Below are 15,300 nucleotides of genomic sequence, written 5' to 3'. Positions count from 1 at the left end.
ATGTCAGCTGACCGGTGGGCGGCCCCCGGCACCGGGTCCGCCGCCACACCGTACGCCATCCGGGGGCCCGCCGGGACGCCGGGCGATCTTCCCGGCGGGCGGCGGGCCCCGGGCCCGCTACTTCAGTCTGCTGGACGCGAGCACCGAGACGAGGTGCAGCAGCGTCTGGAGCAGGGCGATGCCGGCGAGGACGGCGACGCCGAGCCGGGAGAAGAAGAGGTCTCCGCGCATCTGGTCGACGACCGCCAGGACCAGGATCAGCAGGGACGCCTCGATCCCGAGGATCAGCCGGTGGAACTTGAGCGCGGCGGCGGCCCGGCGGGCCAGCGCCATGCCGGAGGAGCGGGGCTCGGAGGCCGCCTCCTTGACCGGGGGCATGCCGTTCTGGTGGCGGGCGACGCCCACCAGGTCGGTCTCGGCCTTGATCAGGATGGCGCCGAGCGCGGCCAGGGTGCCGAGGAAGGCCCACAGCCAGTCGGCCCCGCCCTCGCCCCAGAGGTCGGCGGCGCGCAGGCCGAAGCCGACGAGCACGGCCGCGTCGCACAGGTAGGCGCCGACCCGGTCCAGGTAGACGCCGGCCAGCGAGTACTGCTTCTTCCAGCGGGCCAGCTCGCCGTCGACGCAGTCGAGCAGCAGGTACAGCTGCACCGCGACGACACCGAGCACGGCGCCCGCCACGCCCGGCACCAGGAGCGCCGGGGCGGCGAGGACGCCGGCCAGGGTCATCAGGTACGTCAGCTGGTTCGGGGTGACCCGGGTGTTCGCCAGCTGGCGGGTGATCCGCAGGGAGATCTCCCGCATGTAGAGGCGGCCGCCCCAGTGCTCGCCGCTCCGCCGGTCCTTCACACCCGGCGGGTGGACGACCGGGCGGAGCTCAGCTACCGATGGCTTTGGCATAGTCGGCGTACGCGTCCCTGATCTCGTCGGCGGACAGGTCGAGGTGTTCCAGGATGGTGAACCGGCCCGGCCGGGTCTGCGGGGCGAACTCCACCGCGCGCACGAACTCGTCGACGGTGAAGCCCATCTCCTCCGGCAGCACGGGCAGGCCGTGCCGGCGCAGGGTGTCCACGATCACGCCGGCCTCCTCGCGGGCACCGCGCAGGTGCATCGCGAAGGCGGCGCCGAGGCCGCACTGCTCGCCGTGGCTGGCCGCGCGGGCCGGGAAGAGCAGGTCGAAGGCGTGGCTGATCTCGTGGCAGGCGCCCGAGGAGGGGCGGCTGTCGCCGCTGATCGACATGGCGATGCCGGACATCACCAGGCCCTCGGAGAGGGTGACGAGGAAGTCGTCGTCGCCGACGCCGCCGGGGTGCCGGAGCACCGCCTCGCCCGCGCTGCGGGCCATGGCGGCGGCCAGGCCGTCGATCTTCTCGCCGGTCTCGCGGTGGGAGAGCTCCCAGTCCGCGAGGGCGGAGATATTGGAGATCGCGTCGCCGATGCCGGAGCGGATGAAGCGGATCGGGGCGTCCCGGATCACGTCGAGGTCGATGACCAGCGCGATCGGGGTCGGGACGCCGTAGGAGCCGCGTCCGTTGTCGTTGTCCAGGGTGGAGATCGGCGAGCAGATGCCGTCGTGCGACAGGTTGGTGGCTATGGCCACGAGCGGCAGTCCGACCCGGGCCGCCGCGTACTTCGTCACGTCGATGATCTTGCCGCCGCCGAGGGCGACCACGGCGTCGTACCGCTTGCCGCGCATGGCGTCGGCGAGCTTCACCGCCTCGTCGATGGTGCCGCCGGAGACCGTGTACCAGTCGGCGCCGGGCAGCTCGGGCGCGAACTGGTCGCGGAGCTTCAGCCCGGAGCCGCCGCTGATGGCGACGGCGATCTTGCCGTTGCTGGAGATCCGCTGGTCCGCGAGGAGCGCGGACAGGTCGTCCAGCGCTCCCCTGCGGATGTCGACGACGACCGGCGACGGGATCAGTCGGGTCAGTACCGGCACGCGATCTCCCGGCCCTTGGCGAGGTCGTCGTGGTTGTCGATCTCGACCCAGGAGACCTCGCCGATGGGCTCGACGTCGACGGTGAAGCCGCGGTTGACGAGCTCCTGGTAGCCGTCCTCGTAGTACAGGTCGGGGTCGCGCTCGAAGGTGGCCTCCAGGGCGTCGGCGAGCTCCTCGGCGGCCTCGGCCTCGATGAGGGTGACGCCGATGTACTCGCCGGTCGCGTCGGCCGGGTCCATCAGCTTGGTGATCTTCTGGACGCCCTTGCCCTCGGCGGTGACGACCTTCATCTCCTCGTCGGCGAGCTTCTTCACCGTGTCGAGGGCGAGGATGATCTTCTGGCCCTTGCCGCGGGCGGCGAGCAGGGTCTTCTCGACGGAGACCGGGTGGACGGTGTCGCCGTTGGCGAGGATCACACCGCGCTTGAGGACCTCACGGGCGCACCACAGGGAGTAGGCGTTGTTCCACTCCTCGGCCTTGTCGTTGTCGACGAGGGTGATCTGCAGGCCGTACTTCGCCTCCAGGGCCTCCTTGCGCGCGTAGACGGCCTCCTTGCGGTAGCCGACGACGATGGCGACCTCGGTGAGGCCGATCTCGGCGAAGTTCTTCAGCGTGAGGTCGAGGATGGTGGTGTCACCGTCCACCGGCACGAGGGCCTTCGGGAGGGTGTCGGTGTAGGGGCGCAGTCGCCGTCCGGCACCGGCTGCCAGAACGAGGCCGATCATGCTGTTTCTCCTTCGTCGTGAACGGCGGGTGCTCCGGAGGAGACCCAGAAGCGGATGGACTCCACGAGCACCACGAGGGCGAGCGCGCCCGCCAGGGCGGTCAGCGCCAGGGTGAAGTCGTCGCCGCGGTCCACGAGGAGCGCGGCGAGGACGGTCACCAGGAGCGTGCGCCCCTCGTGTCCGCCGGTGATCCGCACCAGCCAGGCGGGCGGCGCGCCGGTGCCGCCGCGAATGCGGTACACCGTGTCGTAGTGATGGTAGGCGACCGCCGCGACCAGGCCGAATGCGGCGGGGACGGCCTGCGGCACGTCCGACCGGGCGGCGAGGACCAGGACCGTGCCGTACTCGGCGGCCCGGAAGAGCGGCGGGACGAGCCAGTCGAGGGCGCCCTTGAGCGGGCGGGCGACGGCGCGGCCGGCGAGGAGCGCGTAGCCGCCGGCGGCGGCGACGGTGGCCCAGCCGCCGACCGGGGCGGTGACCGCGACGGTGAGCATCAGGGCGGCGCCGAGGAGCGCGGCGACCGGGGCGGGCGCCGGGAGGCGGCGGGTGATCCGGCCGGCCAGGAGCGCGAGCGGGCCGGAGTCCGCGAGGTCGGCGAGGGCCCGGGCGGCGCGGTCGGAGCGCGGGGCCCGGCGCTTCACCGAGCGCAGCAGCCGGCCGGCCGTGGTGTAGCAGGCGGCGAAGGCGCAGCCGACGATGAGCGCCCAGAAGACGATCCGGGGGCTGGTGGCGGCGGTGAGGACGGCGATCATCGCCCAGCGCTCGCCGATCGGCAGGATGATCATGCGCCGGGCCCAGACGGTCCAGCCGACGCCGTCGAGCCGGCTGGAGAGGGCCAGGCTGGTCTTCGCGGTGGAGCCCGGGGTCGCCGCGTCGTCGACGTTGGACTCGTTGAAGGCGAAGTCCACGACGTGCCGGCAGGTCATGAGGACCATCGCGGCGAGCGCGAGCGTCCACACGTCGTCGCCGTTCCGCGCCGCGCCGAGGGCGAGGCCGGCGTAGAAGGCGTACTCCTTGGCCCGGTCGAAGGTGGCGTCGAGCCAGGCGCCCATCGTCGAGTACTTGAGCGCGTACCGGGCGAGCTGCCCGTCGGTGCAGTCCAGGACGAAGGAGACCAGCAGCAGCACGCCGGCGGCGAGGTAGCCGCCGCGCTCCCCGGTGGCCGCGCAGCCGGCCGCGATCAGGGCGGTGAGCAGCGAGGCGGTGGTGACCTGGTTGGGGGTGAGGCCGCGGCGGGCGCACCAGCGGGCGATGTACCGCGAGTAGGGGCTGATGAAGAAGGTGGTGAAGAAGCCGTCGTGGGCCTTCACGGCGGAGCGGAGCCGGACGGCCTCGTCGTCGACGGCGTCGACGGCGGCGCGGGCCTCCTGGCGGGCCCCGGCGTCGGCGGGGACGGTGGCGACGAGGGTGCCGAGGGCGGGCCGGTGCACGGCGACGCCGTCGGCGTCGAGGGCGTCGGCGACCGCCTCGGTGAGGTCCCGCTCGGGCGCGGCGGCGGCCGGGGCGGTGAGCGCGGGGGCCGCGGTCAGCGCGCGGGCGAGCGCCGGGCGGGCCTCCGGCTGCGCGGTGAGCGCGCCGGGCACGGCGGCGGCCGGGAAGCGGGGGTCGGTCAGCGCGAGGCGCAGGGCGTGCCGGTGCCCGACGAAGCGGGCGTCGACGAGGGCGACGCGCTCGCCCGCGGGGACGGCGGCCAGGAGGGTACGGGCCTCGTCGGCGCCGGCGGCCCGGCGGACGTCGAAGCCGAGCGACCGCAGATCAGCGTCGAGCGAGGATCCGGGTGCCGGCGGGCCGGTGAGGATGGCGGTCGACAGACGAACTCACTCCTTGGAACGGGCAGTGGGCCGGCGGGGGTCCTGACGGCCCCGGGCACGACGGCGCGCCCCTGGCCCCGGGCACCGGGCGGCGGCACGTCGGCTGAGGCTATCGGATGAACGGAGCGTGAGTTCACCGAGGCTTCGCACGCCGGACTCCCCCCGGTCCGCCCCTCGCCGCCGGGGTGCGCCGCGCTCCGCGTGATCATCATCGGCGATCGGCGGCCCGCCCTCCAAACCGCCGCCGGGGAGGCCTCCGGCGGCATTCCGGCAGGTGATCGCACCCATATCGGCCGAATGGACATCGCCGCAGGTCAGAGCAATGACAACGGTGTTCAGTACCGTGTTGCACATACCCCCCACCCGTAGTTCACTGACGACTCGGGGCACCGACGGAACAGGACTTGGGAGGCCATGTCATGGGGGCTGGACACGACCACGGGCACAGCCACGGACACAGCCACGGGGGGCCGCCGCCGACCGGTACCGCGGGGGCCGCGTACCGCAGCCGGTTGCGGATCGCGCTCGGGATCACGCTCTCCGTGATGGTGGTCGAGATCGTCGGCGGTCTGGTCGCCGACTCGCTGGCGCTGATCGCCGACGCGGCGCACATGGCCACCGACGCGATCGGTCTGGCGATGGCGCTGCTCGCGATCCACTTCGCCAACCGGCCGCCGTCCGGGAACCGCACCTTCGGCTTCGCCCGGGCGGAGATCCTGGCGGCGCTCGCCAACTGTCTGCTGCTCCTCGGCGTCGGCGGGTACGTGCTCTTCGAGGCGGTCCAGCGGTTCATGGAGCCGGCCGAGACCAAGGGCGGACTCGCCATCGCCTTCGCCGTGGTCGGCCTGGTGGCCAACGTGGTCTCGCTGTCGCTGCTCATGCGGGGCCAGAAGGAGAGCCTGAACGTCCGCGGCGCCTATCTGGAGGTGCTGGCCGACGCGCTCGGTTCGGTGACGGTGATCGTCGCCGCCGCGATCATCCTGCTGACCGGCTGGCAGTACGCCGACCCGATCGCCTCCCTGGTCATCGGCCTGATGATCGTGCCGCGCACGGTGAAGCTGCTGCGGGAGACCCTGGACGTGCTCCTGGAGGCGGCGCCCAAGGGCGTGGACATGGCGGAGGTACGGGCGCACATCCTGGCCCTGCCGGGCGTGGAGGACGTGCACGACCTGCACGCCTGGACGATCACCTCCGGGATGCCGGTCCTCTCCGCGCACGTGGTGGTGGACGCGGCGGCGCTGGACTCGGTGGGCCACGAGAAGATGCTCCACGAGCTCCAGGGCTGCCTGGGCGACCACTTCGACGTGGAGCACTGCACCTTCCAGCTGGAGCCGGCCGGGCACGCCGCGCACGAGGCCGGGCTCTGCCTGTGACTGTTAGGCTCGTGGGACGAACACGTGCGTGAGAGGAGCTGAGGTTGATGACCGTCGCGATGGAGGCCGCCGTCCGCGGCCGCACCCGGCCCAGCCTCAGCTCCCGGGTCTCCGGCTGACCTGATCCCGGTACTTCCACCGGTCCGTCACGTCGTCGGCCGGGACCCTTTCACACCAAGGGTTTCCACGTTGTCCGACAACGACATCCAGCACACTTCGGCGTCCCACGACGCCTTCTTCGCCCTGCACCACGGCCTTCCGCGGCAGGGTCCCGGCTCCGACGCCACCACCCGCCGTCTCCTCTCGCTCGCGGGACCGCTGCCCGAGCGTCCGCGCGTGCTCGACCTGGGCTGCGGCCCGGGCCGCTCCACGCTGCTCCTGGCCGCCGAGGCGGGCGCCGAGGTGACGGCCGTCGACACCCACGAGCCGTTCCTCGACGAGCTGCGCGCGGCGGCGGCCGAGCGCGGTCTCACCGAGTCCGTCCGTCCGGTACGGGGCGACATGGGCGCGCTGCCCTGCCCCGACGGCTCCTTCGACCTGGTCTGGGCCGAGAGCTCGGTCTTCGTGCTCGGCTTCGACCGGGCGCTCGCCGAGTGGCGCCGGCTGCTCGCGCCGGGAGGGACGCTGGTCCTCACCGAGTGCGTGTGGACCACGGACGCACCCGCCCCGGAGGCCCGCGCCTTCTGGGACGAGCACTATCCGCTGCGTACGGTCGCCGAGCTCGCCGCCGTCGCGGTGGCGGCCGGGTACCACGTGCTCGGCACCTTCACCCAGCCCGACGGCGACTGGGACGAGTACTACGTCCCGCTGGCCGCGCACGCCGACGCCGCCGACACCTCGGTGCCGGGCATGGCCGAGGCCGTGGCGGGCGCCCGGGCCGAGATCGCGCTCCGGCGCGACCACGGCGGCGACTACGGCTACGCGGGCCTGGTCCTCCGCCCGGCCGATCCCCGCTGGCCGACCCGCACCGAGCGGGAGTCCGACCACGCGGCGGTGCGGGAGGTCGTGGCGGCGGCCTTCGGGTCACCGGCGGAGGCGGAACTGGTCGACGCCCTGCGCGCCGACCCGGACGCCTGGCTGCCCGGGCTCTCGGTGGTCGCCGAGGCCCCGGACGGCTCGGTCGCCGCGCACGCGCTGGTCACCCGCTGCCGGGTGGACGGGGCGCCGGCCGCCGCGCTGGCACCGGTCTCGGTGGCGCCGGAGCACCAGCGCACGGGGGCCGGGCAGGCCGTCGTCCGGGCGGCGCTCGACGCGGCGCGGCTCGCGGGCGAGCCGCTGGTGCTCGTGCTGGGCCATCCGGAGTACTACCCCCGGTTCGGTTTCGTACGGGCGTCCGCATACGGAATCAAGCCAGGTTTCGAGGTTCCGGACGAAGCGATGATGGCGCTGGTCCTGGACGGTTCGGTTCCGCTCCCGTCGGGCACGATCGCCTATCCGGCGGCTTTCGGGGTCTGACCTGCCCCTGACGGACCCGCCGCTCCCCCGCCCCGGTGTACTCCGGTGCGGTGGGAGCGGCGGGCTCCGGCCGCCGAAGTGCGGACAAGCCGGTTTTGTACGGCAGACTGGGGTGGCCCTCACGGGCCGAGGACCGAAGCGAAGGATGGGTATGCCGACCACACAGGGCACCACGGCCGAGATCGCGCCGGGGCTTGCGTCGAAGCTCTCGTCGAACGGCACGGAGCCGTCCGCCACCCCGGAGCCGATCATGCTGGAACTGGTCGACGAGGCCGGGAACACCATCGGCACGGCGGAGAAGCTCGCCGCCCACCAGGCCCCCGGCCAGCTGCACCGCGCGTTCTCGGTCTTCCTCTTCGACGAGGAGGGCCGGCTGCTGCTCCAGCGCCGGGCGCTCGGCAAGTACCACTCCCCCGGCGTCTGGTCGAACACCTGCTGCGGGCACCCCTACCCGGGCGAGGCGCCGTTCGCGGCCGCCGCCCGGCGCACCTTCGAGGAGCTCGGCGTCTCCCCCACCCTGATGGGCGAGGCCGGCACCGTCCGCTACAACCACCCGGACCCGGCCTCGGGCCTGGTGGAGCAGGAGTTCAACCACCTCTTCGTCGGCCTGGTGCAGGCCACGCCGCGGCCGGACCCGGAGGAGATCGGCGAGTACGCCTTCGTCACCGCGTCGGAGCTGGCCGAGCGGCACGCGGCCGCGCCGTTCTCCGCCTGGTTCATGACGGTGCTCGACGCGGCCCGGCCCGCGATCAGGGAGCTGACGGGTCCTGCCGGGGGCTGGTGACCCGGCCGTCCGTCGCCGTCCCCGGCCCCGGTGCCATCGGGGCCAGGGGCAGCGCCGCCCAGATGATCTTTCCGCCGCCCGCGGTGTGCTCGACGTCGCAGGCGCCGCCGGACTCCAGGGCGATCTCCTTCACCAGGAGCAGCCCCCGGCCGCCGGTCTGGCCGTAGTCCGCCTCCAGCGCCTTGGGCCGGTAGGGGTGGTTGTCCTCGACGGACACCCGCACCCACTCCGGCCCGATGGCCACCTCGACCGCTATCTCCGGGGAGAGCAGCGCCGCGTGCCGCACGGCGTTGGTCACCAGCTCGGAGACGATCAGCAACAGCCCGTGCCGGATGTCCTCGTGGACCGGAACTCCCTGGCGGGCCAGCAGGTCGCGTACCGCGTGCCGGGCCTGGGGGACGGAGACGTCGACCGCGGGAGCGGTGAAGCGCCAGACTCCTTCGTAGGACGGTGGCCGGGCGGGGACACCTCCGCGGGTCTCCATGGTCCGGTTCCCACCCTCGTGCTCGATTCTCGCCACGCTTCGAGTCTTGGCAATCCGGAGGGGTCTCCCGACCTACTGACCAGAAGTCGACATCTATCGGCCACCTTCTGATCGAGGGCGTATGCCGACGTCAGTTGTTCGACTGATCCTGCGCGTTTTCCGGGGGCACCACCGGGGGCTGGTCCGTGGCCGGTTCCGGCTGCGGGGTGACCATGCCGACGATCCGCCGGCCGCCGACGCCGATCGCGACCAGCCCGAGGCCGTCGAAGAGCAGCGCCAGCGAGAAGAACACGCCGATGACGTACCGGCTGCTGTCCGGCCAGTCGAAGAGCACCAGAACTCCCAGGAGCACCCCGAAGGCGCCCTGGAGCAGCGTCCACCCGAACTGCGGGCCGCGCACCACCACGCTGCCGACCAGCCGGAAGACCCCGCCGGTGAGGAAGAGCAGGGCGGCGAACATGGTCAGCGCCTCGGCCGTGCCCTCCGGGTGGCGCAGCACCACGCAACCGGCCGCGAGGTTCACCGCCGCGACCACCGCCGCCAGCCAGAAGTAGCTGGTGCCCCGCGACGAGTACGCCTGGAGCAGGCCCACCAGGCCGCCGATCAGCAGCAGCCAGCCGAAGAGCCACATGGAGGTGAGGGTGGCGAGCCCGGTGTAGACCAGGCCGACGATCCCGCAGACCACCAGGATCACGCCGAGCGCGGCCAGCCAGCCGAAGCTCCGGCCCAGCTTCTTCCCCTCGCGGGCCATCTCCTGGACGGGATCGAGGGCCTCGTCCCGGGACTTCCTGGCCATCGTGCCTCCTCACGGCTGCCTGACGACCCCTTCCTGATCGTACGATCGGCACCGCTGGATAGCATCCGGCCATGGAGACCGTGGAGCCCCGGCTCGTCGACAGCGTCACGGACGGGGTCGCGACCCTCGTCATCAGCAACCCGGCCAAGCGCAACGCCATGACGGCCGGGATGTGGCGGTCGCTGCCCGCCGTCCTCGACCGCCTCGCCGCCGATCCCGCGGTCCGGGTGCTGGTGCTGACCGGCGCGGGCGACACCTTCTGCGCCGGCGCCGACATCTCGACGCTGCGCGAGCCGGGCGACGAGCAGCAGGCGCTGGCCGTCCGCGCCGAGGAGGCGCTCGCCGCCTTCCCCAAGCCGACCCTCGCCGCCGTCCGCGGCTACTGCGTCGGCGGCGGCAGCCAGCTGGCCGGCGCCTGCGACCTGCGGTTCGCGGCGGAGGGCGCCCGGTTCGGGATCACCCCGGCGAAGCTGGGCATCGTCTACCCCTCCTCGTCGACCCGGCGGCTCACCGCCCTGGTCGGCCCGGCCACCGCCAAGTACCTGCTCTTCTCCGGCGAGTTGATCGACACCGGGCGGGCGCTGCGGACCGGCTTCGTGGACGAGGTGCACCCGGCGGAGGGGCTGGCGAAGCGGGTGGAGGAGTTCTGCCGGGTCCTCACCGCCCGCTCGCTGCTGACCCAGGCGGCGGCCAAGGAGTTCGCCGACGGGCGCCTCGACCGGGACGCGCACTGGACCGCCCAGGCGCGGGGCAGCGGCGACACCGCGGAGGGTGTCGCCGCCTTCCTGGAGCGCCGCGCGCCCCGCTTCACGTACGGGCTCTGAGTCAGCCCTGGGGCAGGTCCTCGGTACGGACCTCGCGCCAGCGCTCGACCAGGTGGGCGGGGGCCTTGAGCGGGGAGCCCGCGTCGTACGGCGGCTGCGGGTCGTACTCGGTGAGCAGCTGGACGGTCATGGCGGCGTCGTCGCCGGCGATCCGGCCGAGCAGATGCAGGCCCATGTCGATGCCGGAGGAGACGCCGGCGGCCGTCACGTACTTGCCGTCGAAGACGACCCGCTCGCCGGTCGGCTCGACGCCGAGGGCGCGCAGCTCCTCGTAGGCCAGCCAGTGGGTGGTCGCGCGGCGGCCGTCGAGGAGTCCGGCGGCGGCGAGCAGCAGCGCGCCGGTGCAGACCGAGGTGGTCCAGGTGCTGGTGGCGTCGGCCGTGCGGAGCCACTCCCGGATCTCCGGGTCGTGCATGGCCTGACGGGTCTCGGGGCCGCCGGGGACGAGGACGATGTCCGGGTGCGGCACGTCGGCGAGGGACTTGTCGGCGACGAGCGCGAGGTTGCCCTGGTCGTTGCGGACCGGGCCGGGCGCCTTGGCGACGAAGACGGTCTCCGCGCCGGGGAGCCGGGAGAGGATCTCGTACGGGCCGACGGCGTCGAGCGTGGTGAAGCCCTCGAAGAGGAGCACGGCGATCTGCATGGCGGTCCCTTTCAGCTGACGGGTGCGTGGAAGCGGCGGCGGTAGTCGGCCGGGGCGGTGCCGAGCGCCTTCACGAAGGCGCGGCGCATCGCCTCGGGGGTGCCGTAGCCGGCGGCCCGGGAGACCTCCTCGACCCCGCCGGTGGTCTCCTCCAGGAGCCTGCGGGCGTGTTCGAGGCGGATCCGGTCGACGTAACGGCCCGGGGTGACCCCGGTCTCGGCGTGGAAGGTGCGGGCGAAGTGACGGGGCGAGAGCCGGGCGCGGGCGGCGAGCCGGTCGACGGACAGGTCCTCGTCGGGGTGCTCGGCGATCCACGCCTGGACGTCGCGCAGCGGTTCGCGGCGCGCGGTCTGGGCGGCGAGCTGGGCGCTGAACTGGGCCTGGTTGCCCGGTCGGCGGAGGAAGACCACCAGCATCCGGGCGATGGCGAGCGCCGCCTCCCGGCCCAGGTCCTCCTCCACCAGGGCGAGCGCCAGGTCGATGCCGGCGGTGACCCCGGCGGAGGTCGAGATCCGGCCGTCCCGGACGAAGATGGGCTCGGGGTCGACGTCGACCTCCGGATGGCGGCGGGCGAGGTGCTCGCAGGCCATCCAGTGGGTGGTGGCCCGGTGCCCGTCGAGGAGCCCCGCCTCGGCGAGCCGCAGCGCCCCGGTGCAGACCGAGACCAGCCGCTCGGCGCGCGGGCCGTGGACGCGCAGCCAGTCGACGAGGGCCGGGTCGGAGCCCCGGGTGCCGTCGCCGCCGGGCACGACGAGGGTGTGCGGCGGCCAGTCGGCGACGGCCTCGGCGAGTCCGGTGTCGGGGAGGATCCGCAGTCCGCTGCCGGTGCGGACCGGTCCGCCGTCCAGGGAGGCGGTACGGATCGGGTACGGGTCCTCCGCGGCGCCCGAGGCCCAGCCGGCGGCGTGGAACACCTCGACGGGTCCGGTGACGTCGAGGCTCTGTACGCCGTCGAAGAGGACGACGAGGACGGGGCGCGGGGTCATGGCTCCATCCTTCGGGCCCGGCGCGGACGGCCGCAAGGACGACGACCCCACCTTTCCTGCCATCCGCGTCCGGAGGCGGTTCCCTCCGTACCAAGCAGTCGGTTAGGTTCTGCGCATGACCACCACGCTGCCCCCGAAGGCCGGCCGCCACTGCCTGGGCGTCCTCAACCCGATCCACTCGACGCTGTACTTCTCCCCCGACCTGGACCGGGAGTTCGGCGCGCTCGGCCACACCGACACCAGCGCGATGCGGCTCGCCGCGCGCAGCGCCCCGCTCGGCCCCGTGGGCGCCGGCCCGGTCGCCGCGACCTTCTACAACTACAACCACGAGCTGCTCGCCCGGCACCTGCCGGCCGTCTGGGAGACCGCCTCCCCCGCCGCCGTCCTCGACGCCCGGCTGCGGGCCGCCGACGCCACCCTGCGCCGGCTCCTCGGCGAGGAGGCCGTCGCCTCCCCGGAGATGGCCGAGGCCGCCGGGCTCGCCCTGAAGGCCGCCGAGGCGTGCACCCGGCACGCCCGCCCGCTGTACGCGGCCAACGCGGACCTGCCGGTCCCCGAGGAGCCGCACCTCGCCTACTGGCACGCGGCGACCCTGCTCCGCGAGCACCGCGGCGACGGGCACCTGGCGGCCCTGCTCGCCGCCGGCCTCGACCCGGTCGAGGCGCTGGTCTCCCACACGGCCACCGGGAAGGGCATGTCGCCGCGCTGGGTCCTCGGCTCCCGGGGCTGGAGCCGGGCCGACTGGGAGGCCGCCCAGGAGCGGCTGCGCGGGCGCGGGATCCTCGACGCCGACGGCGAGCTGACGGAGAACGGCGTCCGGCTCCGCGCGGAGCTCGAAACCGCCACCGACCGCCTGGACGCCGCCCCGTACGAGCACCTCGGCGCGGCCGGCGTGGAGCGGCTCACCGAGCTGGGCCGCGGCTTCCTGGTCGCCGCCGCGGGCGCGGGCGCCTTCCCCGCCGACCTCGTCGGCAAGGGCTGAGCCCCGGCGGCGCCGCGCGGCGCGCGCGGAGACGGGTCGGTTGCCGCGTACGGGTGACCGACCCGGCACAATGCACTCGCAAGCAGCAGGCACGAGAAGGCGAGTCGGGACACCGTGACGACGTCCATCGAAGCAAGGATCGCCGAGGAGCTCGGCGTACGCGAGCGACAGGTGAAGGCGGCGGTCGAGCTGCTCGACGGCGGCTCCACCGTGCCGTTCATCGCGCGCTACCGCAAGGAAGCGACCGAGATGCTCGACGACGCGCAGCTCCGCACCCTGGAGGAGCGGCTGCGGTACCTGCGGGAGCTGGAGGACCGGCGGACCGCCGTCCTCGACTCGGTGCGCGAGCAGGGCAAGCTCACCGAGGACCTGGAGGCCCGGATCCTGGCCGCCGACACCAAGGCGCGCCTGGAGGACATCTACCTGCCGTTCAAGCCGAAGCGGCGGACCAAGGCGCAGATCGCCCGCGAGGCGGGCCTCGCACCGCTGGCGGAGGGGCTGCTGGCCGATCCGTCGGTGGAGCCGGCCGCCGCCGCGGCCGCGTTCGTGGACGCGGACAAGGGCGTGGCCGACGCGTCGGCGGCCCTGGAGGGCGCGCGGGCGATCCTCACCGAGAAGTTCTCCGAGGACGCCGACCTGATCGGCGAGCTGCGCGAACGGATGTGGGGCCGGGGCCGGCTGGTCGCCAGGGTCCGCGAGGGCAAGGAGCAGGACGGAGCGAAGTTCGCCGACTACTTCGACTTCGCCGAGCCGTTCACCGCGCTCCCCTCCCACCGGGTCCTCGCGATGCTGCGCGGCGAGAAGGAGGACGTGCTCAGCCTGGAGCTGGAGCCGGAGGAGGCCACCGACGGGCCCTCCTCGTACGAGCCGATCGTGGCGAGCCGCTTCGGCATCGCCGACCGGGGCCGCCCCGGCGACAGGTGGCTCCTGGACACGGTCCGCTGGGCCTGGCGCACCCGGATCCTGGTGCACCTCGGGATCGACCTGCGGCTGCGGCTGCGGACGGCCGCCGAGGACGAGGCCGTCCGGGTCTTCGCGGCGAACCTGCGGGACCTGCTGCTGGCCGCCCCGGCGGGCACCCGGGCCACGCTGGGCCTCGACCCCGGTTTCCGTACCGGCGTGAAGGTCGCGGTGGTCGACGCGACCGGCAAGGTCGTCGCCACCGACACGATCTACCCGCACGTCCCGGCCAACCGGTGGGACGAGTCGCTGGCGAAGCTGGCGCGGCTGGCGAAGGAGCACGCGGTCGAGCTGGTCGCCATCGGCAACGGCACGGCCTCCCGCGAGACGGACAAGCTCGCCGGTGAACTCCTGGCCAAGCACCCCGAGTTGAACCTGACGAAGGTGATGGTCTCGGAGGCCGGCGCCTCGGTCTACTCGGCCTCCGCCTTCGCCTCGCAGGAACTCCCGGGCCTGGACGTGTCGTTGCGCGGCGCGGTGTCGATCGCCCGCCGCCTCCAGGACCCGCTGGCCGAGCTGGTGAAGATCGACCCGAAGTCGATCGGCGTCGGCCAGTACCAGCACGACCTCGCCGAGACCAAGCTCTCGCGCTCGCTCGACGCGGTCGTCGAGGACTGTGTGAACGGTGTCGGCGTCGACGTCAACACCGCCTCGGCGCCGCTGCTCTCCCGGGTCTCCGGGATCAGCGCGGGGCTCGCCGAGAACATCGTGGCGCACCGCGACGCCAACGGCCCCTTCCGCTCCCGCAGGGCGCTGAAGGACGTGGCCCGGCTCGGCCCGAAGGCGTACGAGCAGTGCGCGGGCTTCCTGCGGATCCGGGGCGGCGACGACCCGCTGGACGCCTCCGCGGTGCACCCGGAGGCGTACCCGGTGGTGCGGCGGATGGCGAAGACCACCGGCGGCGAGGTCGCCGCGCTGATCGGCGACACGGGGACGCTGCGGTCGCTGCGCGCGGGCGACTTCGTGGACGAGACCTTCGGTCTGCCGACCGTCACCGACATCCTGCGCGAGCTGGAGAAGCCCGGGCGCGACCCGCGGCCCGCCTTCAAGACGGCCACCTTCAAGGAGGGCGTCGAGAAGCTCGGCGACCTGGCGCCCGGGATGGTCCTGGAGGGCGTCGTCACGAACGTGGCGGCGTTCGGGGCGTTCGTCGACGTCGGTGTGCACCAGGACGGCCTGGTGCACGTCTCGGCCATGTCGAAGACCTTCGTCAAGGACCCGCGGGACGTGGTGAAGCCGGGGGACGTGGTGAAGGTGAAGGTGCTGGACGTCGACATCCCGCGGAAGCGGATCTCGCTGACGCTGCGGCTGGACGACGAGGCGGCGGCGTCCGACGCGGCGCCCGGTGCCCCGTCCGGGCAGCGGCGTGACCGTGGGGGCCGGCCGCCGCAGCAGCGGCAGGGGCAGAACCGGGGGCAGTCGCGCGGCCAGGGTCAGGCCGCCGCGCCGGCGAACAGCGCCATGGCGGACGCGCTGCGGAAGGCGGGGCTGCTCGGCGAGGGGCGCAAGCGGCGCTGAGGCGCGGCGGGTGGGCACAGGGA

14 protein-coding genes are annotated in these 15,300 nt (G+C 73.7%); 6 read left to right on the top strand and 8 right to left on the bottom strand.

From position 1 onward, the window contains the following. Positions 1-117 precede the first annotated feature (117 nt). Genes IF73_RS0107235 through IF73_RS0107220 form a run of 4 tightly spaced genes read right to left on the bottom strand, consistent with a single transcriptional unit; the run spans position 118 to position 4,472 of the window. Positions 118-897, bottom strand: coding sequence for a CDP-alcohol phosphatidyltransferase family protein (locus IF73_RS0107235; RefSeq protein ID WP_078867974.1), 780 nt, complete (start codon positions 895-897; stop codon positions 118-120). After that, positions 875-1,936, bottom strand: a complete 1,062-nt coding sequence (locus IF73_RS0107230) for an iron-containing alcohol dehydrogenase family protein (RefSeq protein ID WP_031004674.1) — start codon at positions 1,934-1,936, stop codon at positions 875-877. Before IF73_RS0107230 ends, IF73_RS0107235 begins: the two co-directional genes overlap by 23 nt. Beyond that, positions 1,924-2,661, bottom strand: coding sequence for a sugar phosphate nucleotidyltransferase (locus IF73_RS0107225; RefSeq protein ID WP_031004672.1), 738 nt, complete (start codon positions 2,659-2,661; stop codon positions 1,924-1,926). Before IF73_RS0107225 ends, IF73_RS0107230 begins: the two co-directional genes overlap by 13 nt. Beyond that, positions 2,658-4,472, bottom strand: coding sequence for a DUF5941 domain-containing protein (locus tag IF73_RS0107220; RefSeq protein ID WP_037878447.1), 1,815 nt, complete (start codon positions 4,470-4,472; stop codon positions 2,658-2,660). The genes IF73_RS0107225 and IF73_RS0107220 overlap by 4 nt, the downstream gene beginning before the upstream one ends. Before the next feature lie 419 nt (positions 4,473-4,891). On the opposite strand from IF73_RS0107220, the gene IF73_RS0107215 reads away from it, so the two are divergent. The 3 genes from IF73_RS0107215 (at position 4,892) to idi (ending at position 8,084) form a co-directional block, all read left to right on the top strand. Next, positions 4,892-5,845: a cation diffusion facilitator family transporter gene (locus IF73_RS0107215; RefSeq protein WP_031004669.1), complete on the top strand. Its 954-nt coding sequence runs from the start codon at positions 4,892-4,894 to the stop codon at positions 5,843-5,845. Positions 5,846-6,034: 189 nt separating this feature from the next. Further along, the gene (locus IF73_RS0107210; protein WP_031004667.1) at positions 6,035-7,300 is read left to right on the top strand and encodes a bifunctional class I SAM-dependent methyltransferase/N-acetyltransferase; all 1,266 of its coding nucleotides are present in this window, start codon (positions 6,035-6,037) and stop codon (positions 7,298-7,300) included. 145 nt (positions 7,301-7,445) lie between these two features. Continuing rightward, a complete protein-coding gene (idi, locus tag IF73_RS0107205; protein WP_199806621.1) occupies positions 7,446-8,084 on the top strand; it encodes an isopentenyl-diphosphate Delta-isomerase in 639 nt (212 codons plus the stop codon). Here idi and IF73_RS37530 read toward each other — a convergent pair. Next, the gene (locus IF73_RS37530) at positions 8,050-8,568 is read right to left on the bottom strand and encodes an ATP-binding protein (RefSeq protein WP_051716593.1); all 519 of its coding nucleotides are present in this window, start codon (positions 8,566-8,568) and stop codon (positions 8,050-8,052) included. The genes idi and IF73_RS37530 overlap by 35 nt on opposite strands. Before the next feature lie 130 nt (positions 8,569-8,698). Beyond that, a complete protein-coding gene (locus IF73_RS0107195; RefSeq protein ID WP_051716592.1) occupies positions 8,699-9,364 on the bottom strand; it encodes an HdeD family acid-resistance protein in 666 nt (221 codons plus the stop codon). A 71-nt stretch (positions 9,365-9,435) separates the two neighbouring features. Between IF73_RS0107195 and IF73_RS0107190 the strand changes: the two genes are divergently transcribed. Further along, positions 9,436-10,188 (top strand): enoyl-CoA hydratase/isomerase family protein, encoded by a 753-nt coding sequence (locus IF73_RS0107190; protein ID WP_031004658.1) that lies wholly within the window; start codon positions 9,436-9,438, stop codon positions 10,186-10,188. Position 10,189: 1 nt separating this feature from the next. On the opposite strand, the gene IF73_RS0107185 is transcribed toward IF73_RS0107190, so the two are convergent. Then, entirely contained in the window at positions 10,190-10,831 is a 642-nt protein-coding gene (locus tag IF73_RS0107185; protein ID WP_031004656.1) for a DJ-1/PfpI family protein, read from the bottom strand. Positions 10,832-10,842: 11 nt separating this feature from the next. After that, positions 10,843-11,817, bottom strand: coding sequence for a GlxA family transcriptional regulator (locus IF73_RS0107180; protein WP_031004654.1), 975 nt, complete (start codon positions 11,815-11,817; stop codon positions 10,843-10,845). Positions 11,818-11,932: 115 nt separating this feature from the next. Here IF73_RS0107180 and IF73_RS0107175 point away from each other — a divergent pair, with 115 nt between their 5' ends. Continuing rightward, positions 11,933-12,799, top strand: coding sequence for an SCO6745 family protein (locus tag IF73_RS0107175; RefSeq protein ID WP_031004652.1), 867 nt, complete (start codon positions 11,933-11,935; stop codon positions 12,797-12,799). 114 nt (positions 12,800-12,913) lie between these two features. Further along, positions 12,914-15,277, top strand: coding sequence for a Tex family protein (locus IF73_RS0107170; RefSeq protein WP_031004650.1), 2,364 nt, complete (start codon positions 12,914-12,916; stop codon positions 15,275-15,277). The last annotated feature ends 23 nt before the right edge of the window (positions 15,278-15,300 follow it).

Origin of the sequence: Streptomyces sp. NRRL F-5727, from assembly GCF_000719555.1 — a bacterium.
Lineage (GTDB): Bacteria > Actinomycetota > Actinomycetes > Streptomycetales > Streptomycetaceae > Streptomyces.
Note: the sequence above shows the minus strand (reverse complement) of the source record. Positions and strands in the feature narration are given on the sequence as shown.